We start from the raw sequence: 24,890 nt of genomic DNA on the forward strand, positions 1-24,890 counted from the left end.
GGTTAAATTTGATGGATATGTTTCATGAGCCACGACTCAGCAGCATCTTCTGGGACATCATGCTCTAGAATATCTATGGTCAAGCAGTCAGTCACCGCTGTTGCTCCAATGTCAGCCAGTAATTCGTGGGCGTGTTTTCCGGCGGCACAAAATGTGTCATAGCTAGAATCACCAATCGCTATGACTGCATATCTCACGTTTGACATTTTAGGCGGGGTGTTTTGAAGAGCCTGAATAAAGGGTTGGATATTATCAGGGTATTCACCAGCACCATGGGTTGAGGTAATCAATAACCAACATCCTTCAGCCGGTATTTCTTCGATGCTAGGGTGGTTATGTATCTGGGTTTCAAACCCTTTTTCAACCAGTAAATCACTGAGGTGATCACCCACATATTCAGCACCGCCGAGAGTGCTGCCCGTAATGATTTGGATCATAGTATTTCCTTTATTGGATAACAATGAGATGAATAGCGGTTACTTATAGTACTATTTCCCAATACAGAAAGACGAAAAGATACGCCCGAGAAGATCATCAGAACCGAACTCGCCAGTAATTTCGTTGAGGTACTGCTGAGTGATTCTAAGTTCTTCAGCGAGTATCTCTCCAGCCATGTAGCCCTCAAGTTGCTGCTGACCAATATCGAGGTGCCGTGCTGCACTTTCCAAGGCTTCTAGATGGCGTCTTCGAGCCATAAAGCCCCCTTCATTCGCACCTGCAAAGCCCATACATTCTTTGAGATGGGTTCGCAATGATTCAACCCCTTGTCCTGTTTTTGCTGAAAGCCGGATTAAGGTTGGATCATTGACGTGACAAATTCCGAGTGCTTCGTTTGTTTGATCCGCCTTGTTACGGATCACCGTAATGCCGAGGTTTTTTGGTAAACGATCAATGAAATCGGGCCAGATTTGTTTTGGATCTGTCTCATCGGTCGTTGTGCCATCCACCATAAATAAGACTCTGTCAGCTTGTTCTATCTCATCCCACGCACGTTCAATACCTATTCTTTCTACTTCATCAGAGGCATCGCGAAGTCCCGCGGTATCGATGATGTGGAGTGGCATACCGTCGATATGAATATGCTCTCGAAGAACATCTCGAGTTGTCCCTGCAATATCAGTAACAATCGCGGAATCCTTGCCTGAGAGCGCATTCAGTAAACTTGATTTACCCGCATTGGGGCGACCCGCTATCACGACTTTCATCCCTTCACGCATAATTGCGCCTTGATTGGCTTGTTGGCGAACGCGGTTAAGGTTATCGATAATGGCTTGTAAATCAGAAGAGACTTTTCCGTCGGCTAAAAAGTCAATTTCTTCTTCTGGGAAGTCAATCGCTGCTTCGACGTAGATTCTCAAGTGAATTAACGACTCTACCAAGGTATTAATGTGTTGTGAAAATACCCCTTGTAGTGACTGTAGGGCTGACTTGGCGGCTTCCTCAGAGCTGGCGTCAATGAGATCCGCAATGGCTTCTGCTTGCGTTAAATCGAGTTTATCGTTTAGGAAGGCACGTTCAGAAAATTCGCCAGGTCGAGCGGTTCGTATTCCTGGTATTTTGAGAATACGCTTGATCAACATATCGATGACGATGGGGCCGCCATGCCCTTGCAATTCAAGAACATCTTCGCCTGTAAACGAATTGGGATTTGGAAAAAATAGAGCAAGGCCTTGATCTAATTCGGAGCCATCTTCTGCGAGAAAGGGAATATATTCTGCGTATCTTGGGCGTAACTGTTTTTGAGTCAGCTCTATTGCGACTTTTTCAGCAAGAGGGCCAGATATTCTGATTATACCAACGCCGCCTCGTCCGGGCGCGGTGGCTTGAGCGACAATGGTCTCTGTATTCATTTGATTACCTATAAGCGTCGATCCACAAGGGAAGTAGTGATTGAGATGAATTGTAATCAGCTATAAATAAAAAGGCGACCTTATTGGTCGCCTTTCTCTGATATGGGACAGAGTGGTTACTTGGAGTGTAAGCCTTTCTTCTCCAGCGCCTTATAAATAAGTGTTTGCTGAATAAGGGTAACGATATTCGATACCAACCAGTACAGAACTAAACCTGATGGGAAGAACAGGAAGAAGACAGTAAACATCACCGGCATAAAGGTCATGATTTTCTGTTGCATAGGGTCTGTGACGGTTGTCGGACTCATCTTCTGGATCATAAACATTGAAGCGCCCATCAGCAATGGCAAGATGTAGTAAGGATCTTTTGCTGAAAGGTCAGTGATCCAACCAAAGAACGGAGAATGACGTAGCTCAACGGATTCCATCAATGCCCAGTAAAGAGCAATGAATATTGGCATTTGAAATATTAGCGGTAGACAGCCACCCAATGGATTTACTTTTTCTTTTTTGTAAAGTTCCATCATTTCTTGGCTCATACGCTGGCGATCATCGCCGATACGCTCACGCATTGCTTGAAGCTTGGGCTGCAGCATGCGCATTTTTGCCATTGAGGTATATTGCGCTTTAGTTAGCGGATACATCGCTCCACGTACACAGAATGTCAGGATGATAATGGCGACACCCCAGTTACCCACACCGTATGGAAAACTGATTAATCCAAGTAGTTCGCCGCCAGACTGAATAAATGAAAGGAAGGTATGCAATGGTTTCGCTAGGAACCATAGCCATCCGTAATCAACCACCAAATCAAGGTTGTCCGCTGTCGCTGCCATTTGATCTTGCAGTTTAGGACCGACCCACAATGTGGCCTGAAATGTCGTGCTGTCGCCGTTGGCGATGGTTTTATTTGGCATACGAACGCCAATATCGCCGAGGTTACCGATCACGCGAGTATATAGGTTAGTACCTGCCTCGTTGCGGGGTATCCATGCTGCGGCGAAATAGTGCTGAATCATTGCTGCCCAGCCTTTTCCGTCCGGTAATGGCAGAGACAAATTGCGATCTTGCATATCGTCAAAGCTATATTTTTTGTAACGAGTTTCTTCTGTTGAGTATGCACCACCTCGGTAGGTTGGCATCGTAATACTGCCACCATCATCCATCAGGTTTTGGCGCAAGTGTGCATACATGCCAAACGTAGCATTGTTACCAGAACGGTTAACGATATCGTACTCAACATTGATTGCGTAGCTGCCACGTTTAACCACAAACGTCTTGGTATATTCAAGGCCATTGGCTTGATAGGCCATTGGAATACGTAATTCATTTTGATCTTGTGTTAACACATATTGGTCAGCGCTGACGGCATAAGCAGGTCGGTTTGTACTGCTAAGATCGATACCTTGAGGGCCAACTAAACCACTTTGAGCAATAAACTGATGACCCGGCTCGTCTTTTAATAGAACGAAAGAATCAGCTGAATCGAGCTCTGCTGCGTATTGATTGAGCTCGGCGCTGACAATATCACCACCAACGGTATCAATCATCAGAGTCAATACATCAGTGGTAACGGTAATCGTTTTGGCAGATGCTTGCTGAGTAGGTGCTGGGTCTAATTCATCAGCAAAAGACGGTGCAGGTAACGTACTGCTTGATTGAGCCTGTTCAATCGGCTGCGGTTTTGGGTTCTTTTCTACTTGCCATTGTTGAAACAACAGAAAAGAAACCAGTGCTAGCGCGATTAACAGGATATTTCGTTGAGAATCCATCGTTATTTATCTCTGTCTTGTTGTTGGACTGGTGGAACGGGATCAAAACCGCCTTCACTCAAAGGGTGGCATTTTAATAGACGTTTGCTTGATAACCAACAACCTTTTACACATCCATGAGCTTTAATTGCCTCTATGGCGTATGCAGAGCAAGTTGGACTGAAACGACAGCGTGGTCCCAAAAGCGGACTAATAAGACCTTGATAAAGGCGGACAAGTCCGATTGCTACCCGCGCGAGGGGCGAGACAGGCGCTGCCATAATTTATCAAATAGTTTAAGTATTTCTTCATTGCTCAGATCTTGGGCGCTTTTCTTTGCGATAACCACAAAGTCTTTATGAGCAAGCTGATGCTGTTGATTGCGAAAGCTTTCTCGGGCTAAGCGTTTGAAGCGATTCCGACCGACAGCCGTTTTTATCTGCTTTTTAGGTACAGCAAGGCCTAATCTGGGATGAGATAGGTTATTTTTACGAGCAATAATGGTGAAATGGGGTGAGCCTGCTCTATGAGCTTGCTTGAAGACATTTTGATAATGCTCGGGAGTTAACAAACGTAACTCCCGATGGAACGCGTACGTATTCAAAATAAACTAATGATTATTTTGAAAGGCGCGCACGGCCTTTTGCACGACGTGCATTAATTACTTTACGACCGTTCTTAGTTGCCATGCGAGCACGGAAACCGTGGCTACGCTTACGCTTTAGAACTGAAGGTTGAAAAGTGCGTTTCATGATAATACCTTTACTGATCAGTAGTTTTAGGTCAATGTTTATTCAGTGATGGTCATAGTATCTGCTTTACTAGAGTAAAAGAGATAAACCGGCACCTTTCGACAAAGAGGCGGAATTGTAATCACAGTCACACAAAGTGTCAATCTTTGTGCAAGCGCTAAATTCCAACTGGGCGATTATACGTTGTGTGAGCAAAATCTCAAGGATCATACGGCTATTGCTAATGATCTTTATTCCACACCAACAAGACGCAGGAATTTTTGCAAACGAGGGTCTTGTGGATGATCAAAGATATCTTGTGGGGAACCCTGTTCTACAATCTTTCCTTCCGCCATGAAAATCACCCGATCGGCGACGTCTTTAGCAAACTGCATTTCATGAGTGACCACCAGCATCGTCTGATGTTGTTGTGCTAATGTCTTCATTAATTGGAGTACTTCTCCAACCCACTCCGGATCCAGTGCTGAGGTTGGTTCATCAAACAACAAAAGTTCAGGTTTTAGTGCCATTGCTCGCCCAATACCCACCCGTTGCTGCTGACCACCTGAGAGCGCGGCAGGATAGCTGTCTCCTTTATCACTTAAACCGATATCATCAAGAATCGTCTGAGCGTGCACCAAGGCTTTTGCCTTGTTCCACCCTCGAACAGTAATAAGGCCCTCAGCTATATTTTCACGAGCGGTCCTATGGGCGAATAATGCGTAATTTTGAAAAACAAACCCAGTCTTTCGACGCAGTGTCAGTATTTCCGATTTGGTTGGTTTTTCGGTGTCAACGCTAACATTATCAATTGTGATGGTGCCTTTATCCGCGTTTTCTAGAAAGTTGATGGTTCTCAAAAGCGTTGATTTTCCCGTACCACTCGAACCAATAATGACAATGATCTCGCCTTGTTTTATATCAAGATCGATACCTTGAAGTACTGCACTATCACCAAAGCGTTTGTGGATATTTTCTAGTTTGATCATCTTTCATACGCCTTATTTAATTGGGCTTCAGCTTGTATTTGTACTCTAGTGAGTATGATGACGACGCCCCAGTAGATAAGAGCGACGGCGAGGAAGGCTTCAAAAAATCGAAAGCTGGAAGACGCTTCCATTTGCGCTTTGGCCATGATTTCGGCTACGCCCAAAGTGAACGCTAGAGAGGTCGATTTGATCATATCAATGAAGTAATTCATTAAAGAAGGCAGGGCAACTCGGGTTGCCTGAGGCAAAATGACTCGACGCATTGCTTGAGATGTTGTCATACCAACGGACAGACTGGCTTCCATTTGACTGCGATCGATACCAATAATCGCGGCTCGAATGCTTTCTGCCATATAAGCAGCAAAGTGGAGTGTCAGCCCTATTACGGCAGCACTGAATGCATTGAGGCCGACGAGAAAAGGGAATATTTGCGGCAAACCATAGTAGAGCAGAAAAAGCTGGACTAAGAGAGGTGTACCGCGAAAAAAACTAATGTACAACTGACTTAGCTGATTGAGCACCGGAACTCGAAATACCCTAATGTTCGCCAATATGAGGGCTAAAATAAGTGAAAATACCAAACCCCATACTGCCATCTCCATCGTGGTGCTAAGATACTTTAGCAGTATCGGCATCAAATTCAGCATGTAGTTAAAATCGAATCCCATAATCTATCCCAGTTTAAAATAAGTATCTTAGAGAAAAACAAAACCCACTGCCAAAGTCATTTAAGCAGCGGGTTCGTCATGTGTAGAAGCAAAGAGAGTTACTTTGTGATGTCTGCACCAAACCATTTTTGGGAAATGTTCTCAAGCGTACCGTCTGCTCGCATTTCAGCTAGAGCACGATTGACTTCTGTTTGAAGTTTTTTGCCATTATCATTGTTAACGAATGGCCACGCGTTTTGAATCGTTTCAAATGGTTGGCCTGCTAATTGTAATGGTAGACCGGTTTTTTTGATTAATTCCAGCGCTGACAAACGATCCATGACAAAAGCATCGGCTCGGCCTAATGCGACATCGTGTTCAATTCCAGTGTCGTAGGTTTTGATGGTGATCTGATTGTCGGTATCGTGGCGGCGTAGCAATTGTTCAAAGTTTGATCCTAGATTTACGGCCACCGTTTTTCCTTTAAGATCATCGATACCTTTGATGTCCTCGTTACCGTTGCGAACCGTGATCTGAGCGCCGTCTATCACATAAGGATCCGCAAACAGGTATCGAGCTTTGCGGGTGTCGGTTATGGTGATCTGGTTCGATATAGTGTCAATACGCCCTGTTTCCAGAAGACCAAATAACCCAGAAAAATTTGCAGTTACATACTCTACGTTATAATCATTGCGCTGGCCGATTTCATCCCATAAATCAACTTCGAAACCTTGGAGTTTATCTTGCTGAACAAAAGTAAATGGGAAGTAACGCCCAGACATTCCTACTTTGATATCCGTCGCAGCTTGAACGGTTGCTGCAGAGAGTACAACAGCTGCAACAGCAGCTTTAATCCAGTTATTCATAATTTAACTCCATAGTTTTATGGGCATAGATACTACTGTTACTTCAGTTAACTATATAAATAACCAAGTGCAATAACCTAGACTGATGGGGAATAAGCTCTCGGTGATCATCCGTTAGTGAGCGCCTTGCACACCATTTTCACGCAAGCGAAACCATGATCCATCACCAGAGTTTACGTCTTCATACACAGACTTATCACCAATTTAAGATCTGCTTAAATATCGCCCAAATGTGGATCAAAGTGTGAACAATATTGGGGCAGCTTGTGTCGAAGTCGAGAATAATGATGGAAATATTGTGAATAACTTAGATCTTATTCACTGGATCGCCGATCATTTGCTGGCGATCTTGGTTATCAACAGGTAAAATTACCAATCTTTTCCGATCATTTACTTTGAGTGGGGGCACCGTGTCATCTTCGCTTTGGTTGCAATGTATGCAACAGCTTCAAGAAGAGTTACCAGCTACAGAATTCAGTATGTGGGTACGTCCGTTACAAGCGGAGCTCAATGACAATACTCTCACTTTGTTTGCACCTAACCGCTTTGTTTTAGATTGGGTTCGTGATAGATACCTCAATAGTATTAACCACCTACTGCAGGAATATTGTGGCAATGATGTTCCCAGTTTGCGTTTTGAGGTAGGTAGCCGCCGACTCTCTAGTCCCAAATTGGCACCAAAACGAACACCGGCGGATGTGGCTGCAGCGTCTTCTGCGCCTGCGCAGCTTGCTGCTCGAAAACCGGTTCACAAAACGTGGGACGATGATGAACAGCAAGTGGCGGAAATCAACCACCGCTCAAATGTGAACCCAAAACATAAATTCAATAATTTTGTTGAGGGTAAATCTAACCAACTTGGGCTTGCCGCTGCGCGACAGGTGTCTGATAATCCAGGTTCTGCCTATAATCCGCTCTTTCTTTATGGTGGAACTGGGCTTGGGAAGACTCACTTACTGCATGCTGTGGGCAATGCGATTGTTGATAACAAGCGTAATGCAAAAGTGGTTTACATGCATTCAGAGCGTTTTGTTCAAGATATGGTTAAAGCCTTGCAAAACAACGCAATAGAAGAATTTAAACGGTATTATCGCAGTGTCGACGCGTTGTTGATTGATGATATTCAATTTTTTGCCAATAAAGAACGGTCACAGGAAGAGTTTTTTCATACTTTCAATGCCTTACTTGAGGGTAATCAGCAAATCATCCTAACGTCAGATCGCTACCCTAAAGAGATCAGTGGGGTAGAAGATCGACTGAAATCGCGTTTTGGATGGGGGTTGACCGTGGCGATAGAGCCGCCAGAGCTTGAAACTCGTGTCGCTATTTTGATGAAAAAAGCGGAAGATCATCAGATTCACCTTGCCGATGAAGTGGCCTTTTTCATTGCGAAGCGCCTTCGCTCTAACGTTCGCGAGCTTGAAGGGGCTTTGAATCGTGTTATTGCTAATGCCAATTTCACTGGTCGTCCAATCACCATCGATTTTGTTCGTGAGGCGTTACGCGATTTGTTGGCGCTCCAAGAAAAGCTGGTTACGATAGATAATATCCAAAAAACAGTAGCTGAATACTACAAAATCAAAGTTGCAGACTTGCTGTCAAAGCGCCGGTCTCGTTCGGTTGCGCGCCCACGACAACTTGCCATGGCTTTAGCGAAAGAGTTGACGAATCACAGCTTGCCAGAAATCGGTGACGCCTTTGGTGGCCGCGACCATACTACGGTTTTGCACGCTTGCCGTAAGATTGAACAGCTGCGCGAAGAAAGTCACGATATTAAAGAAGATTATTCCAACTTGATTCGTACCCTTTCTTCCTAAACCAAAGTATCCTAAACACGGAATAGAATAATACCGTTAAGCCAAACGAATTCTTATAAGAGCGTACTATGAAATTCTCGATTGACCGTAGCCACTTACTCAAGCCGCTTCAACAAGTGTCTGGTGCTTTAGGTGGGCGCCCTGCATTGCCTATATTGGGTAACCTGTTGTTGAAAGTGGGCGATAATGTTTTGTCAATGACGGCGACTGACTTGGAAGTTGAGTTGATAAGCCGTGTGGCACTGGAAGGTGATTGTGAGGCTGGCGCTGTCACTGTGCCATCTAGAAAGTTTCTGGATATTTGTCGTGGGTTGCCTGAAAACGCAGTGATTACCTTTATACTGGAAGGCGATCGTGTTCAGGTAAGTTCTGGGCGCAGTCGTTTTTCGCTTTCTACTTTGCCGGCCAATGATTTCCCCAATATTGAAGATTGGCAAAGTGAAGTTGAAGTTTCGATGACTCAAGGAGAGCTACGCGGGCTGATCGAAAAGACTCAGTTTTCGATGGCAAATCAAGATGTGCGTTACTACCTCAATGGCATGTTGTTCGAAATTGAAGAGACAACGCTTCGCAGTGTCGCGACGGACGGACACCGTATGGCAGTATCTCAGGTGCCTTTAGGCGCTGATTTTGCTCAACAGCAAATTATTGTACCGCGTAAAGGCGTATTAGAATTGGTGAAATTGCTGGATGCGCCCGAGCAACCATTGACGTTACAAATTGGCAGTTCCAACCTTCGTGTTGAGGTGAATAATTTTATCTTTACCTCCAAGTTGGTGGATGGACGTTTTCCTGATTATCGCCGCGTTATGCCGCAAACCACGACAAAAACACTTGAAGCTGAGTGTGATGAATTGCGTCAGGCGTTTTCACGCGCCGCGATATTGTCGAATGAAAAATTTCGTGGGGTACGAGTCAATTTATCTGGCAGCGAAATGCGTATTACCGCAAATAATCCAGAGCAAGAAGAAGCCGAAGAAATGCTGGATGTAAACTTCGAAGGTGATGATATAGAAATTGGCTTCAATGTCAGTTATGTCATTGATGTACTTAATACGCTTCGTTGCGAAAAAGTGCGTGTCTCTATGTCGGATGCGAATGCCAGTGCCATGATTGAGAATTTTGATGACGATAGCGCCATGTACGTAGTGATGCCGATTCGACTCTAGCATGCCGCTTTCTCGACTGATCATTAAGCAATTTCGTAATATTAAAGCCTGTGATATCAAATTATCAGCAGGCTTTAACTTTATTATTGGACCAAATGGCAGTGGCAAAACCAGCGTATTAGAAGCGATTTACTTACTGGGACATGGGCGTTCATTTAAAAGCAGTCTTACTGGTCGAGTGATACAAAATGACAGTGAAGAGCTGTTTGTTCACGGTCGTTTTTTGAACTCGGATCAATTTGAGTTACCTATTGGGATTAATAAGCAGCGTGATGGTTCAACAGAGGTTAAAATAGGCGGCCAATCTGGTCAGAAACTGGCACAGTTAGCACAGGTGTTGCCATTGCAACTGATTCATCCAGATGGGTTTGATTTGCTCACGGATGGACCTAAGCATCGTCGGGCATTTATCGACTGGGGTGTGTTTCATACAGAGTCTGCATTTTATGATGCTTGGGGGCGGTTTAAGCGCTTGAACAAACAGCGTAATGCATTGTTGAAAAGCGCAAAGAGCTATCGTGAGCTGTCGTATTGGGATAGAGAAATGGCAACGCTGGCTGAAAGTATTAGCCAGTGGCGGGCCACTTATATTGAACAAATGTCTGACAAAGCAAAGGATATATGTCAGGGATTTTTACCTGAGTTTGATGTAAAGCTAAACTACTACCGTGGTTGGGATAGGGATACTCCATATCAAGATATTTTAGAAAAAAATTTTGAAAGAGATCAGTCGCTTGGTTACACGTTTAGTGGCCCCAATAAAGCTGATCTAAAAATAAAAGTGGGCGGTACTCCGGTGGAAGATGTCTTGTCACGCGGTCAGTTAAAGCTGATGGTTTGTGCCTTGCGTCTCGCTCAGGGCCAACATTTAGCAGAAATGACCAACAAGCAATGCGTCTACTTAATTGATGACTTTGCCTCTGAATTAGATAGCCAACGTCGCAAGCGTCTCGCTGATTGCTTAAAAGAGACGAGGGCACAAGTTTTTATCAGTTCTATTACTGAAAGTCAGATCGCCGACATGTTGGGCGAAAATGTCAGGATGTTCCGTGTGGAACATGGCACAATAGAGCAAAATATATAGTGGAAGATAACTCATGTCTGAAAATTACGATTCATCGAGTATTAAGGTACTAAAGGGTCTGGATGCGGTTCGAAAGCGTCCAGGAATGTACATCGGCGACACGGATGATGGAACCGGTCTACACCACATGGTTTTTGAGGTGGTGGATAACTCAATTGATGAAGCGTTAGCTGGTCACTGTAAAGACATCATTGTGACAATTCATGAGGACAACTCAGTATCTGTAAGTGATGATGGCCGTGGCATACCGACGGAAATGCACACTGAGGAAAATGTATCGGCCGCAGAAGTGATCATGACAGTACTTCACGCTGGTGGTAAGTTCGATGATAATTCGTACAAGGTATCAGGCGGACTTCACGGTGTGGGTGTCTCTGTGGTCAATGCACTTTCAGAAAAAGTCACGCTAACCATTCATCGTGGTGGTCACGTTCATGCGCAAACCTACCATCATGGTGAGCCCCAAGCGCCGCTATCGGTTGTGGGTGAGACCGAGACAACGGGAACAAAAATCCGTTTCTGGCCAAGTGGTGATACCTTCACAAACACTGAATTCCACTATGATATTCTCGCCAAGCGTTTACGAGAACTTTCATTTCTTAACTCCGGTGTTTCTATCATGCTGAAAGATGAGCGTGAAGAAGACAAGAGTGATCATTTCATGTTTGAAGGTGGTATTCGGGCATTTGTTGATCACCTTAACACCAATAAAACGCCCATTATTGATAAGATCTTTCACTTCGATTTTGAACGTGAAGACGGTATTTCGGTTGAAGTCGCAATGCAGTGGAATGATGGTTTCCAAGAAAACATCTACTGTTTCACTAACAATATCCCGCAGCGTGATGGTGGCACACACTTAGCCGGTTTTCGTGCGGCACTGACGCGTACGCTGAATTCCTTCATGGACAAAGAAGGTTTTTCTAAAAAAGCAAAAACATCGACGTCAGGAGATGATGCTCGTGAAGGCCTAACCGCGGTCGTGTCTGTTAAAGTGCCTGATCCTAAATTCTCAAGCCAGACGAAAGACAAGCTTGTTTCCTCAGAAGTAAAATCTGCGGTTGAGTCTGCGATGGGAGAAAAACTGTCAGAGTTTTTGGTAGAGAACCCAGCAGAAGCGAAGATGGTGTGTTCCAAGATTATCGATGCCGCTCGAGCTCGTGAAGCGGCGCGTAAAGCACGTGAAATGACACGTCGTAAAGGAGCGCTTGATTTGGCTGGACTGCCAGGTAAGCTGGCGGATTGTCAGGAAAAAGACCCAGCACTTTCAGAACTTTACATAGTGGAGGGTGATTCCGCTGGTGGTTCTGCAAAACAAGGACGTAATCGTAAGAATCAGGCTATATTGCCGCTCAAGGGGAAAATTCTGAACGTTGAGAAGGCGCGTTTTGATAAAATGCTCTCGTCTCAAGAGGTGGCCACACTCATCACAGCACTGGGTTGTGGTATTGGGCGTGATGAATATAACCCTGATAAACTGCGCTATCACAACATTATTATCATGACAGATGCGGACGTTGATGGTTCACATATTCGCACGTTATTGTTGACCTTCTTCTATCGTCAAATGCCAGAATTGATCGAGCGAGGATATATTTATATCGCTCAACCACCACTGTATAAGGTCAAGAAAGGCAAGCAAGAGCAATACATCAAAGATGAAGATGCGATGAACCAATACCAAGTCTCATTAGCGCTTGATAATGCTGCTCTTCATGTTAACGCAGAAGCGCCAGCCCTATCAGGTGAAGCGCTAGAGAAGTTGGTTCAGCAGTATAATGCGGGTATTAAGTTGGTGGAACGCATGAGTCGTCGCTATCCAAAAGCGTTGATTCATGAGCTCATTTATACGCCTCGTCTGAGCGCTGAACAGTGCCAAGATACCGCTGAAGTTCAATCATGGACCAAGCAACTTGTTGATCAACTCAATGCGAAAGAAGTCGGTGCGAGCCAATACAGCTTTGAAGTTGAGCAGCATGCAGAGTTAGGACTTAACTTACCTAAAGTGATCGTACGCACTCACGGGGTGACCCATGAACATGCGCTGAGTATTGACCTGATCAATTCCAAAGAGTATGGCAAGCTTGCGACGCTTTCTGAAGCGCTGGAAGGGTTGATTGAAGAGGGCGCATACATCAAGCGTGGTGAACGTACACAGGCTATTTCTAGCTTTGTCGATGCCACTGAGTGGTTGATAAAAGAATCTCGCCGTGGGCTGAGTTTGCAACGATACAAAGGTTTGGGTGAAATGAACCCCGATCAGCTTTGGGAAACCACTATGGACCCAGAAACTCGTCGCATGATGCAGGTTACGATTGAAGATGCTGTCGGTGCTGATCAATTGTTTACTACCTTGATGGGCGATCAGGTTGAACCTCGTCGTAACTTTATCGAAGAGAATGCGTTGAAAGTTGCTAACCTGGACGTTTAAGCGCGTGGCGATGCGATTTTGTTTTTGTGTGGAGCGTCATGGGTTTCATACTGAATTAAATTAACGCGAAATTGCGCTCCATAGGTCAAACCAAAACGAATAAAAGCACCGCCTGTTAAGGCGGTGCTTTTTTGATCTATGAAAATAATGTTAGCGCTGCCCTTGAAACGATGTAGCGCTATCCATATATCTATTTATGAAGAGGATGTCTGTCTTGCTCGATGAGAGAAGCAACAGAACTCTGAAACTGCGGATTTCACATCGCTCACGAGAGGATGTTGGTTATCACGCACACTGACTTGATTCGATTTTATGTCCGAGCGGAATAAAATTCGAGCCCTTAGCCGCTTGCTCCTTAATGATAGAGAGCCAAGCAAACTCAGGCTAAGACTATTGCTTAACTTAAGAGGATAGCATGATGAGAACTGTAGATTTCACTCCACTTTATCGCAACGCCATTGGTTTTGATCGTCTGGTTAACATGATGGAAGCCAATTCATCGAAAAACACGTCCGGCGGTTACCCTCCCTATAACATCGAACAGAAAGATGAGAATAACTACCGTATTATTATGGCGGTGGCAGGGTTTTCTGAGACACAGCTTGATTTGACTCAGAAAGAAAATACGCTGATCGTAAAAGGTGAGCGCCAGTCACAAGAAGAAAAAACGTATGTTTATCAAGGAATTGCAGAGCGTGATTTTGAGCGTAAATTTCAGCTTGCTGACTACGTTAAAGTGGTGGGTGCCAGTATGGAAAATGGCTTGTTGCACATTGATCTGGAGCGAGAAATTCCAGATGCCATGCAACCTAGAAAAATTGCAATCAATGGTCAAAAACTGATCGACGCTTAATTTTTAGCGAGTAAGAGAGTGAAGAGCGCCATCGGCGCTCTTTTTTGATCATTCTGAATAGGCTTTGTTTACTTCTTCAGCGATAACAGCAATGCCTTTTTGCATCATGTCGTCATCCTGAACGTAATTCATCCGTAGACACTGATGAGCATGCGCCCAGTCATCGTTTTGGCCAATGAAGAAGTATTCACCAGGTACAATCAGTACACCCCGTGCTTTAAGCCTTTGGTACAATTCCATTGTGGTGATGGGGAGCTCATCAAACCAAAGCCATAGAAACATTGCACCTTCTGGTTTGTGGATACGAAAGCGAGGATCAGAAATGGCATTTTTGAGTAGCGTTAATGCCCGCTGAGATTTTTGTTGATAAAAAGGTTTAATGACCTGATTGCTGAGTCTCAGTATGTCATTGTTTTTGATCATATGATGACCAAGTGCTGGCCCTAGGCTCCCAGGAGCCAGACTAATGATGCCATTCATATTGGTCATGGCTTGAGTGATGGTTTCATTCGCAATCACAATGCCACACCTCACTCCGGGTAGCCCCAATTTGGATAAACTCATGCAAAGAATGGTGTTGTCGTTCCAAAACGGCTGTACGTCTTCAAAAATGATGTTTGGAAATGGCAGACCATAGGCGTTATCAATGATGAGCGGAATATTATTGGTGCGGGCCAGCTTGTCCAACTTTAAAATTTCTTGGTCGGTTAATACATTGCCAGTTGGGTTTGTTGGCCTTGATGCACATATTGCCGCTACTGATTCATCGACTTTAAGTTGCTCAAAATTAACATGGTATTTGAACAAACGATTGTCGAGCATTTCGATATCGGGATGGTAGGAAATAAAAATATTTTCATCGATACCCGCATCGCCGTAGCCAATGTACTCAGGGGCTAAGGGCAATAAAATCTTTTTGTGTGAGCCATCCGGCTGTTGACCCGCTAGGAGGTTAAATAGGTAGAAGAACCCACTTTGACTGCCGTTGGTCAGGCTAATGTTTTTTTCGCTGATGTCCCAACCATATGTGTCCTTGAGCAATTTGGCGAGTGCTTTTACAAACGCATCTTTTCCTTGTGGACCATCATAGTTTGCCATTGCGGCTATCAGTTCACCATTGGCAAGCATCTCCTCGCTGGCCTGATGAAAGTAGTCGAGCATCTCGGGTATGGCGGCAGGGTTCCCACCACCGAGCATGATCGCTCCAGGGGTGCGAAGGCCATCATTTAAGTCGTCCATCAAACGTGTAATACCGGAATACTGAGTGTACTTTTTACCAAACTTAGAGAATTGCATTTGTCGTTATACCTAATTCATTATTGTCATTGCTTCATAAATAGCTTGGTTAGAGGTATCTAACCAATAGAGGAATTTCTGAACATACCTTAATGTGTATACGAGGCAAAGCATAAAATGACGCCAAGCATGAAAACAAAAGCCCGGCTAAGTAAGCCGGGCTTTTTTATAGGCAGAATTCTCTACATAACTACTTTTGTAGCAGAGATATATCGGCTACCTGTAAGAACAGGTTGCGCAGTTTATTCAGTAGAGTGAGACGATTATTTTTCAGCGTTTCATCATCGACCATAACCATGACATTATCGAAGAAGGCATTAACAGGATCTCGTAAGTTAGCGAGTTTGCTCAACGCTTCCTGATAGTTGCCTGTTGCGAATGCAGGCTCAAGTGCTTCCGCCATGACTTCAACGTTTTCGGCGAGCGCTTTTTCTGCCTCCTCTTGGAGTAGAGAGAGATCGATCTCATCAGCTAATTCGCCATCAAATTTGGCCAATATATTGCCGACACGTTTGTTTGCTGCTGACAGCGCTTCTGCTGCGTCTAGCTCGCGGAAGTGTGACACTGCTTTAACTCGTTGGTCGAAATCCGCTGGTTTTGTTGGACGACGAGCCAACACCGCTTGGATGATGTCGATACTGAAGCCTGCGTCTTGGTACCAGGTTCTGAAACGACCTAGCATAAAGTCGACCACATCAGATTCCACTTTCTCGTTAGTTAAGCGATCTCCAAACAGAGATTTTGCTTTAGCGATGAGATCGGTTAGATCAATATTGTAGCCATTTTCAACGAGAATACGCAGCACGCCAAGTGAGGCACGGCGCAGAGCGAATGGGTCAGAGCCTTTTGGTGCCTGACCAATACCAAAGATGCCAACAATAGTGTCAAGTTTATCAGCCATAGCAACGGCAGAAGAAATACCTGTGCTTGGCAGGGTATCACCTGCAAAACGAGGCATGTACTGTTCGTAAAGGGCGAGTGCAACCTGTTCATCTTCACCATCATGTGTGGCGTAGTGCATACCCATAACACCCTGAGTATCGGTAAATTCGAATACCATAGAGGTCATCAGGTCGCATTTCGCAAGCAAACCAGCACGTTTAGATTTTTCAACGTCAGCGTCGATCTGTTCTGCGATGTAGCCAGCAAGCTCAGTAATACGGTCTGTCTTGTCTTTGATAGTACCGAGCTGTTTTTGGAAGATCGCTTGGTCTAGCTCAGGCAAACGATCGATAAGAGGGCGCTTGCGGTCTGTGTTGAAGAAGAATTCTGCATCCGCTAGACGTGGACGTACAACTTTCTCGTTACCTTCGATTACGTGGCGAGGCTCTTTCGATTCAATGTTTGACACGAAAATAAAGTGAGGAAGAAGCTTCTTATCGTCGTCGTAAACTGGGAAGTACTTCTGGTCACCTTTCATCGTATAAACCAAGGCTTCAGAAGGTACTTTTAGGAACTCTTCTTCAAACTTCGCGGTCAGTACCACAGGCCATTCAACAAGAGAGGTCACTTCTTCGACAAGGTCGTCTTCTAGATCCGCTTTGCCACCCACCGCGGTGGCGGCTTTTTGAGCGTCGGTGAGGATGATGGCTTTACGCGCTTCGTAATCGGCCATGACCTTCCCGCGCTCTTCTAGGATAGCTGGGTATTGCTCTGCGGAATCAATAGTGAACGCTTGCTCACCCATAAATCGGTGCCCACGAATAATGCGGTCAGATGTTACACCTAGGATTTCACCTTCGATGAGCTCGCTGCCCATTAACATTGTTAGCGTTTTTACGGGTCGGATAAACTGAGTGGTTTTGTTACCCCAGCGCATCGGCTTAGCGATAGGCAAATTTGCTAGCGCTTTCGCGGCAAGATCACCAATAATTTTCGTTGTTGTTTGACCTTTTACTTCTTGTTTGAATAAAAGCCATTCGCCTTTGTCGGTCGTTAGGCGGTCTGCAAGGTCGACGGTAATGCCATTACCACGTGCCCATCCCTGTGCTGCCTTTGTTGGTAGCCCTTCAGCATCGAATGCGGCAGATACCGCGGGGCCACGCTTTTCTACGATTTTGTCCGCTTGACCTTCAGACAATGCTTCCACTTTTAAGGCAAGACGGCGAGGCGCAGCATACCACTTGACGGCATTATAGGTTAGCTCAGCGTTGTTGAGTTCCGCTTCGAAGTTGGCAGCAAAAGCTTCCGCTAGTGTACGAAGTTGTGTTGGTGGAAGCTCTTCAGTACCCAGTTCAATTAAAAATTCTTTGGCCATGATCACTTCTCCTCCTTGCGGCACATGGGGAAGCCAAGCGCTTCTCGTGAGGCATAATAGGCGGCTGCAACGGACTTCGTTAGATTACGTATACGAAGGATATAACGTTGGCGCTCTGTCACAGAGATAGCTTTACGCGCATCAAGAATATTAAATGCGTGGCCTGCTTTCAAAATACGCTCGTAGGCTGGGAGCGGCAGTGGCTTTTCCAGTTCTAACAGCATTTGACATTCTTTTTCGCACTGGTCGAAGAAGGTAAATAGAAAATCAACATCCGCGTGTTCGAAGTTGTAGGTTGATTGTTCAACTTCGTTCTGATGGAAGATATCACCGTATGTGACGACATTGCCGTCTGAGGTAACGTTCCAGACGAGATCGTAAACAGAATCAACTTCTTGGATGTACATAGCCAAGCGTTCAATGCCGTAAGTAATCTCACCAGTGACAGGTTTGCATTCGAGACCACCCACTTGCTGGAAGTAAGTAAATTGCGAGATTTCCATGCCGTTTAACCACACTTCCCAACCTAAGCCCCATGCGCCGAGTGTTGGGTTTTCCCAGTTATCTTCTACGAAGCGAATGTCATGAACCAGAGGATCGACACCAAGAACTTCTAGAGAGCCCAAATACAATTCCTGAATATTATCCGGAGAGGGCTTTAAGGCAACTTGGAACTGATAGTAGTGCTGCAGGCGGTTTGGGTTTTCACCATAACGGCCGTCTGTTGGTCGACGGGATGGTTGAACGTATGCCGTCGACATCGGCTCAGGGCCAAGTGCTCTTAGACATGTCATTGGGTGGGAGGTGCCAGCACCGACTTCCATGTCCAAAGGTTGAACAATGGTACAGCCGTTCTGAGCCCAATAATCCTGCAGCGCGAGGATCATTCCCTGGAAGGTTTTGATATCGTATTTTTGCATAATGGTTCGCGCGATTCTTCTGTGTACGATCAGTGATGAACACAGGCGTTGTCACAACGGCCGGTCTCATCAATGTCAGTAAACTAATGTGATGAAAATAACCATCAAGTATACCCAGATATTGAGTATGGGAGTAGGGCTAATCTTGATTAATGTCTAGTCAATATTCCTCTTTAATAGAAATTTCTCGGAGTATTAACCTCAATTGGGTTAAAAGACCGATTTTGACCATGTTGCTACTTGAGATGAAACCGAGAGGTCGATAGAATTGAGAGTATCTTTGGGGAGTAGCTTGCCGTAACAAACGTCTGTTTGTGAGGTTCGTTCGTCAACATAATTGGTGCAAAATCACCATGGCGTCCGAGATTCATCACCTGATGAATTCAGCAAGACCTTAGATAAATACCGTGAACCGGGGTGGGGCGCGGCGTTTGTCTTAGGTTTAAATAATAATCCCTGCCCTAGTGAGCAGATCGTGAGTGTTTTAGCTATTTCAATAACTACTGTAGCCCTGGCAGAGATAGGGGATAAAACTCAACTACTTTCTTTATTGCTGGCTAGCCGATACAGAAAACCTCTACCTATTGTCGCTGCGATATTTTTTGCCACTTTGGTAAACCATGCTTTAGCTGCATGGCTCGGGGTTGCGATTTCTGAGTATCTATCTCCGGAGGTGTTGATGTGGGTTATATCGATCAGTTTCCTCGCGATGGCTGGCTGGGTTTTAATTCCAGATAAATTGGATCAAGACGACGTCACTTCAAGCCAAAGTCCATTTGTGGCCAGTTTTATTGCATTTTTTATCGCAGAAATTGGAGATAAAACTCAAATAGCGACGTCAATTTTGGGAGCCCAGTTTGCTGATACGCTAGTGTGGGTGATTTTGGGCACCACGATAGGCATGTTGATCGCGAACGTTCCTGTTGTCATCATTGGTAAACTTTCAGCAGATAAGTTACCGCTTAAGTTGATTAGAAGAGTGACGGCGACTTTGTTTGTACTGCTTGCTTTGGGCGCTGTTTTTTCTGGAATAGTAGAGCATCACTCGCTGGATAGGGACGCTGTTCTTTGATTTACAGAGTGCACAGTCGTGAATATTGACATATAACTGTTACAATTATCATGCTAGGTTATCGATAGATATATTTACCCAAAGGTCTTAAGGCTCATCAGCGGCGAGGCTTTTGAGAATATGGCGAGAGGGCAATGTGATGCTGACACGTTATACGGGTATGACCCCAAAAAGTCAGAGTTATTTATTCACCTTTGGGTTAATGCTGTGCTTGCTCGCAATGGTGTTGACCGACATGTGGTTGCCTATCGTGGCTGGAACGTATGTTTTGACCGCGCTCACGGTTGAAGCTTGGATTCGTGTTGCACACATTATTCCCATGCAAAATGAGATCAAAACTCTCCAACAACAACTTGATAAACTTCAGTCTATTGATAGCCGCAAAGATCTTTCTGAATAAGTACACGGCTCTTATCAAAGGATTTTTCCGTTTACCTATTCTGCATGCATTCCTTTCTTAATTAAGTATAGATAGGGCAGTGTTTCTGTTTGCGATGCCAGTAGCTGGTGGTCCATAAACCGACAAAAGCTGGGAATATCGCGGGTGGTTGATGGGTCATCCGCTTTAACGAGCAGCACTTCGCCATCTTGCATCTTTCTAATGGTCTTTCTGACCATCATTACGGGCTCAGGACAACGCATTCCCTCTGCTTCTAGTGTGGTCGTTGCCTGTTTTACGTTTAATGTCATCGTTGCATCATTATTTGTCGTTTCTGGTAGTAGATAATACTGGCGAAGAAAAAATATTCAATAACCTCTTGGCAAACCGAATAAATTGATTTAACTTAGTTAACAACTTGGTAACATTCGGGTGGGCCTATGACAGTGCTGGATCGCGTCACTACATACTCAGTATTGTGTCTGCTCTCCCTTTGCGCACTTGTTTTTCGTTCATCTGAAGATGTTTCCCTAATGCCTTTACTTGGCGTGGTTGCGACGGTCTTAGGAATTTGGCTAGAAATGCACAGTTATTCAGGGGCATCAGACACGTAAAATACAGATTGACCTTTATTATAAAGTCACCCCACTACCACGTTCAATGATATTCCAACACTATCCCCAGTTTTCTTGGGCTTCCCCGCTGAAAGGCGGGATTTTTTTTGCCTACGGTTTGAGCGCGGGTGTTCATCGTTTTCCCTACTCAAACGACATCCAAACAGGATCTTTCTCAATTCAATTATCCGGATGAGCGTTGGATTTTCACTCGCTCCTATGAACATTTATGTTGGTCGTTATACGGAGTACAATTAACCAAATACTCTATGAACAACATCGAGAATGTGTGCAACTGGAAGATATCTATCGCCGTGATTTGAATCTGTTGGTGGCGCTTCGGGTGTTAGTCGAAGAGCGCAGCGTGAGTAAAGCCGCCCATCGACTCAACTTGAGCCAATCGGCGATGAGCCGTGTGTTAGGTCGACTGAGGAATATGTTAGGCGATCCCTTGTTCAGCCGACAAGGGCAGCGATTAATTCCAACGGAAAAAGCATTGGAAATTAATCAGGCTTTGGGAGAGCCACTTGAAGGCTTGTGCCGAGTGCTTAGCCCAATGCAGGCAGAGCCGAAAAGCTATAATCAGTCGTTTGTTATCGCGACAACGGATTATGCCATGCAGACAATACTGCCTTTTGCTCTGCGGCGTATTTATCGAGAAGCCCCTAATATAGCAATTAATTTTATACCGATACAGCATGATAGCCTTGCAAATCAGCTGACTTTTGGTGGGGCTGATTTGGCGATTTGTCGACCAACGGAGCCGATAGAACCACTGCAAAGCGATACGCTTGGTCGAGTGGGTGTGTCGTGTTTAGTTTCTAAGCATCACCCCTTGGCAGAGGCAAAGCTCAGTTTGCCAGATTATTTAAAGTACCCTCATGCGATGATTGCCATTAGTGAGGGTGTCAGCGCGTTAATAGAGCAAGCTTTGATCATGCAACCCAAACCCAACATAATGTTGCGAGCTTATCATCTCGAAGCGGCGCTAGCGATGGTTGATGAACTGCCATTGATCATTACCGTCCCTGCTGATTTGGCCTATTTGGTTGCAGAACGTTATGAGTTGGTGGTGAAACCAGTCCCGTTTGATATCACACCGTTTGACTACTTTATGATTTGGCACTCTCGCTGTGAGCATTCGCCAGCTCAAGTGTGGCTGCGATCAGTACTTCGTGAAGAGTGTCGTCGTCTTATTGCAAAAAGGATTGATGATGTGGGGCTGGATTGATGTTGTCACGGATGAAGGAAATATGCTCAAGGATCTCCGTAATAAAACAGAGATCCGTCTCTCTCAGGATTACAGCTTAATCACGATACGCCCAGTGACTTGGCCATGAACAATATCATCGGCGAAGGCTGGTGCCTGTGCCAATTCAATTTCGGTACAAGCCTGAGTAAAATAGTCTTCTGGCAGTACCTCAACCAGCTTTTCCCAAGCGGCGATGCGCTTTTCCACTGGGCACATGACGGAGTCGATGCCTTGAAGCCTAACGTTGCGTAATATAAATGGCATTACTGTGGTCGGTAAATCGAAGCCGCCAGCCAATCCACACGCAGCCACTGCGCTATTGTAATCCATTTGAGCCAAGACCTTGGCTAATACTTTACTGCCCACTGTATCAATGGCCCCAGCCCAAATTTGCTTTTCAAGTGGTCGGGAAGGGGTTTCAAACTCTGTTCGTTCAATGATGCGACTTGCCCCCAGACCCTCTAATAGAAGGCCATTTTCTTTCGCTCGTCCTGTGATGGCTGCGACTTGGTAACCAAGTTGGCTAAGTAGGCAGACTGCTACGGATCCAACCCCCCCACTCGCACCGGTGACGAGAATTTCTCCATTGCTGGGTTTGATGCCCGCATCGATGAGTGCTTGGACGCAGAGCATGGCGGTTAATCCGGCAGTACCGACCATCATGGCTTTTTTACTGCTCAGCCCTTTGGGCAAGGGGACCAGCCAGTCCGCGTTGAGACATGCACGTTGAGCCATCCCACCCCAATGATTCTCTCCTACGCCCCAACCGGTCAGAACAACCTTGTCACCAGCTTGATAGCGTTGATCATCGGAATGGGCTACGGTCCCAGCGAAGTCGATACCTGGCACCATAGGGAAATTACGTATTATTTTACCTTTACCAGTGATCGCCAGACCATCTTTATAATTGAGAGAAGAGTACTCAACATCAATCATTACGTTCCCTGCGGGTAACTGGGTGTCGTCAATTTTTTCAATTGAGGAAGTAGTGCGTGTGTCTTCTTGTTTCAAAATCAGGGCATTAAACATAGGTGCTCTCCACGACAGGTAGAAAATAATCTAAAACTGGTTTTTGAGTGTAGTCTGAAAGTGGCTATGAATTAAATGAAACTTTAGCATTAGATACATGCATAAAGGACATGAATTCAAAGACAAAACAGCGTCATTGGCAAGCGTTTGGGCAAAGAAAGCAGGTCTATAAAGCGTGATTGCCTTGCTGGCTTTGGTAAAAATGGAGATGTAAATGGCGTGCTAGCAAGGACTGTCGCTGCACTTAAACCTTTCATTTGGCAGCCACATATCAATGATGAGGTGGCGCTGACATAAGCATGCCCTAAGTTTCGAGTAAACTTAGGGCATGCTTGGTTTGTCGATCTATTTTAGGCCGAGAGGAAAAACTGATAGGAGGGGTTATCGGTTTCATCTTTGTACTGATAACCCAGCTCGCGTAAGTGAGTAGAAAAACGGGAGAGATCTGACTCATCCAGCTCAAAGCCACACAGAACACGACCATAATCGGCGCCGTGATTGCGATAGTTAAAAAGGCTAATATTCCAATGCGTTCCTAATGTACTGAGAAACTTAAGTAATGCACCAGGGTACTCAGGGAACTCAAAGCTATATAGCCGCTCTTTAAGAGGTTTTGAGGGTTTTCCACCAATCATATAACGAACGTGTAGCTTAGCCATTTCATCGTCAGATAAGTCGACAACGGGATAGCCACCGTTACGCAGATCCTGAATGATATGCACCAGCTCCTCTTGGCCCGCTTGTAAACGTACCCCAACGAATATATTGGCGAGTTTGCTGTCATTGTAGCGATAGTTGAATTCGGTGACTGCCCGTCCGCCGATAAGGTGGCAAAAATCATAGAACGCCCCTTGACGTTCTGGAATCGTTACCGCCAGTAAACCTTCTCGCTTTTCACCCAGTTCACATCGCTCAGAAACGTAGCGAAGGCCATGGAAGTTGGTATTCGCCCCCGACAAAACGGTGCTGAGATTTTTGTCCTTAAGTTGTTGCTCTTCAGCGTACTTCTTAAGCCCCGCCAAAGCCAATGCCCCAGAGGGTTCTGCAATGGCGCGTGTATCTTCAAAAATATCTTTGACAGCAGCACAAATTTCATCGCTGGACACAGTAACATGGCCATCAATGTGGGCTTGGCAAAGTCGAAACGTTTCTTCTCCAATGCGCTTTACCGCCACGCCATCAGCAAACATACTGACTTGATCAATGATGACGGGCTCGCCCGCGTCGAGCGCGGCTTTTAAGCACGCAGAATCTTCTGGCTCTACTGCAATCACTTTAATTTCAGGCATCAGTTGTTTCACAAGCACGGCGACGCCAGCCGCTAGCCCACCCCCGCCGACGGGAACAAAAATATAGTCTAAGTGCCCGTTTTGCTGGAGCATTTCCATGCCAATCGTCCCCTGACCGGCAATGACCAGAGGATGGTCGAAAGGAGGGACAAAGGTATAACCATGCTGCTTGGATAAATGTTCTGCCTGAGCTTTCGCTTCATCAAAATTGTTGCCATGCAGCACCACATGGCCGCCGAACCCACGCACAGCATCAACCTTGATATCGGGCGTGGTTTTTGGCATCACTATGGTGGTTTTTATCCCAAGCTTCTTGCCTGATAATGCCATGCCCTGAGCATGGTTACCGGCGGAAGCGGCAATGACACCTGCCTCTTTTTGTTCGGTAGACAAGCTGGCGACCATATTGTAAGCACCACGAAGCTTAAAGGAGTGAACGGGTTGACGGTCTTCTCGCTTTATCTGAACCTGATTACCAATACGTGCTGCAAGACGTGGCATGTCTTGAAGTGGTGTGACGGTGGCCACCTCATAGACTGGAGCTCTGAGAATTTGGCGCAGATAATCTGCGCCAGTCTGGTTAGTCAGAGTCAT

General features: G+C 45.3%; 24 protein-coding genes. 9 read left to right on the plus strand and 15 right to left on the minus strand.

The genetic code is table 11. The features are described from left to right. Positions 1-2 precede the first annotated feature (2 nt). The 9 genes from mioC to HLM86_RS18655 form a co-directional block, all read right to left on the minus strand. A complete protein-coding gene (gene mioC, locus HLM86_RS18615) occupies positions 3-437 on the minus strand; it encodes an FMN-binding protein MioC (RefSeq protein ID WP_076590489.1) in 435 nt (144 codons plus the stop codon). A 51-nt stretch (positions 438-488) separates the two neighbouring features. Continuing rightward, entirely contained in the window at positions 489-1,850 is a 1,362-nt protein-coding gene (mnmE, locus tag HLM86_RS18620) for a tRNA uridine-5-carboxymethylaminomethyl(34) synthesis GTPase MnmE (protein ID WP_076590488.1), read from the minus strand. 116 nt (positions 1,851-1,966) lie between these two features. Beyond that, positions 1,967-3,622, minus strand: a complete 1,656-nt coding sequence (yidC, locus tag HLM86_RS18625) for a membrane protein insertase YidC (RefSeq protein WP_170883707.1) — start codon at positions 3,620-3,622, stop codon at positions 1,967-1,969. Between the two features lie 2 nt (positions 3,623-3,624). After that, positions 3,625-3,882, minus strand: a complete 258-nt coding sequence (yidD, locus tag HLM86_RS18630; protein WP_076590486.1) for a membrane protein insertion efficiency factor YidD — start codon at positions 3,880-3,882, stop codon at positions 3,625-3,627. Further along, positions 3,849-4,172, minus strand: coding sequence for a ribonuclease P protein component (gene rnpA / locus HLM86_RS18635; protein WP_245798272.1), 324 nt, complete (start codon positions 4,170-4,172; stop codon positions 3,849-3,851). Before rnpA ends, yidD begins: the two co-directional genes overlap by 34 nt. A 46-nt stretch (positions 4,173-4,218) precedes the next feature. Next, positions 4,219-4,353, minus strand: coding sequence for a 50S ribosomal protein L34 (gene rpmH, locus HLM86_RS18640; protein WP_009600312.1), 135 nt, complete (start codon positions 4,351-4,353; stop codon positions 4,219-4,221). Between the two features lie 230 nt (positions 4,354-4,583). Beyond that, positions 4,584-5,321, minus strand: coding sequence for an amino acid ABC transporter ATP-binding protein (locus HLM86_RS18645; RefSeq protein ID WP_170883706.1), 738 nt, complete (start codon positions 5,319-5,321; stop codon positions 4,584-4,586). After that, the gene (locus HLM86_RS18650) at positions 5,318-5,989 is read right to left on the minus strand and encodes an amino acid ABC transporter permease (protein ID WP_076590483.1); all 672 of its coding nucleotides are present in this window, start codon (positions 5,987-5,989) and stop codon (positions 5,318-5,320) included. Before HLM86_RS18650 ends, HLM86_RS18645 begins: the two co-directional genes overlap by 4 nt. 98 nt (positions 5,990-6,087) lie before the next feature. Further along, positions 6,088-6,834, minus strand: a complete 747-nt coding sequence (locus tag HLM86_RS18655; protein WP_076590482.1) for an amino acid ABC transporter substrate-binding protein — start codon at positions 6,832-6,834, stop codon at positions 6,088-6,090. A gap of 410 nt (positions 6,835-7,244) precedes the next feature. Between HLM86_RS18655 and dnaA the strand changes: the two genes are divergently transcribed. From dnaA to HLM86_RS18680, 5 genes are all read left to right on the plus strand, one after another. Further along, complete coding sequence (gene dnaA / locus HLM86_RS18660; protein ID WP_076590481.1) at positions 7,245-8,651, plus strand: chromosomal replication initiator protein DnaA; 1,407 nt, start codon at positions 7,245-7,247, stop codon at positions 8,649-8,651. 68 nt (positions 8,652-8,719) lie between these two features. Further along, entirely contained in the window at positions 8,720-9,820 is a 1,101-nt protein-coding gene (gene dnaN, locus HLM86_RS18665) for a DNA polymerase III subunit beta (protein ID WP_170883705.1), read from the plus strand. A 1-nt stretch (position 9,821) separates the two neighbouring features. Continuing rightward, positions 9,822-10,904 carry a DNA replication/repair protein RecF gene (recF, locus tag HLM86_RS18670; protein WP_170883704.1) on the plus strand — a complete coding sequence of 361 codons (1,083 nt, stop codon included), beginning with the start codon at positions 9,822-9,824 and terminating at the stop codon, positions 10,902-10,904. Between the two features lie 13 nt (positions 10,905-10,917). Then, the gene (gyrB, locus tag HLM86_RS18675; protein WP_170883703.1) at positions 10,918-13,335 is read left to right on the plus strand and encodes a DNA topoisomerase (ATP-hydrolyzing) subunit B; all 2,418 of its coding nucleotides are present in this window, start codon (positions 10,918-10,920) and stop codon (positions 13,333-13,335) included. Positions 13,336-13,753: 418 nt separating this feature from the next. Continuing rightward, complete coding sequence (locus tag HLM86_RS18680) at positions 13,754-14,188, plus strand: Hsp20 family protein (protein WP_076590515.1); 435 nt, start codon at positions 13,754-13,756, stop codon at positions 14,186-14,188. Positions 14,189-14,236: 48 nt separating this feature from the next. Here HLM86_RS18680 and HLM86_RS18685 read toward each other — a convergent pair whose 3' ends face one another. The 3 genes from HLM86_RS18685 to glyQ form a co-directional block, all read right to left on the minus strand. Further along, complete coding sequence (locus HLM86_RS18685) at positions 14,237-15,484, minus strand: valine--pyruvate transaminase (RefSeq protein WP_170883702.1); 1,248 nt, start codon at positions 15,482-15,484, stop codon at positions 14,237-14,239. A gap of 190 nt (positions 15,485-15,674) precedes the next feature. Next, positions 15,675-17,741: a glycine--tRNA ligase subunit beta gene (gene glyS, locus HLM86_RS18690; protein WP_170883701.1), complete on the minus strand. Its 2,067-nt coding sequence runs from the start codon at positions 17,739-17,741 to the stop codon at positions 15,675-15,677. Between the two features lie 2 nt (positions 17,742-17,743). After that, complete coding sequence (gene glyQ, locus HLM86_RS18695; RefSeq protein WP_076590475.1) at positions 17,744-18,661, minus strand: glycine--tRNA ligase subunit alpha; 918 nt, start codon at positions 18,659-18,661, stop codon at positions 17,744-17,746. A gap of 475 nt (positions 18,662-19,136) precedes the next feature. On the opposite strand from glyQ, the gene HLM86_RS18700 reads away from it, so the two are divergent. Both HLM86_RS18700 and HLM86_RS18705 read left to right on the plus strand, forming a co-directional pair. Further along, on the plus strand, positions 19,137-19,733 hold the full coding sequence (locus tag HLM86_RS18700; protein WP_170883700.1) for a TMEM165/GDT1 family protein: 597 nt from the start codon (positions 19,137-19,139) through the stop codon (positions 19,731-19,733). A gap of 139 nt (positions 19,734-19,872) precedes the next feature. Then, on the plus strand, positions 19,873-20,133 hold the full coding sequence (locus tag HLM86_RS18705) for a hypothetical protein (RefSeq protein WP_170883699.1): 261 nt from the start codon (positions 19,873-19,875) through the stop codon (positions 20,131-20,133). 35 nt (positions 20,134-20,168) lie between these two features. Here HLM86_RS18705 and tusA read toward each other — a convergent pair whose 3' ends face one another. Continuing rightward, on the minus strand, positions 20,169-20,423 hold the full coding sequence (tusA, locus tag HLM86_RS18710; RefSeq protein WP_076590473.1) for a sulfurtransferase TusA: 255 nt from the start codon (positions 20,421-20,423) through the stop codon (positions 20,169-20,171). A 129-nt stretch (positions 20,424-20,552) separates the two neighbouring features. Between tusA and HLM86_RS18715 the strand changes: the two genes are divergently transcribed. Together HLM86_RS18715 and HLM86_RS18720 are read left to right on the plus strand one after the other, a co-directional pair. Next, on the plus strand, positions 20,553-20,726 hold the full coding sequence (locus HLM86_RS18715) for a hypothetical protein (protein ID WP_170883698.1): 174 nt from the start codon (positions 20,553-20,555) through the stop codon (positions 20,724-20,726). A 289-nt stretch (positions 20,727-21,015) separates the two neighbouring features. Then, entirely contained in the window at positions 21,016-21,957 is a 942-nt protein-coding gene (locus tag HLM86_RS18720; RefSeq protein WP_170883718.1) for a LysR family transcriptional regulator, read from the plus strand. A 69-nt stretch (positions 21,958-22,026) separates the two neighbouring features. Here the strand turns inward: HLM86_RS18720 and acuI are convergent, their stop codons facing one another. Next, positions 22,027-23,007, minus strand: coding sequence for an acrylyl-CoA reductase (NADPH) (gene acuI, locus HLM86_RS18725; RefSeq protein ID WP_076590472.1), 981 nt, complete (start codon positions 23,005-23,007; stop codon positions 22,027-22,029). Positions 23,008-23,357: 350 nt separating this feature from the next. Beyond that, complete coding sequence (gene ilvA / locus HLM86_RS18730) at positions 23,358-24,890, minus strand: threonine ammonia-lyase, biosynthetic (protein ID WP_076590471.1); 1,533 nt, start codon at positions 24,888-24,890, stop codon at positions 23,358-23,360.

It is taken from the genome of Vibrio ostreicida, assembly GCF_013074385.2.
Classification (GTDB): domain Bacteria; phylum Pseudomonadota; class Gammaproteobacteria; order Enterobacterales; family Vibrionaceae; genus Vibrio; species Vibrio ostreicida.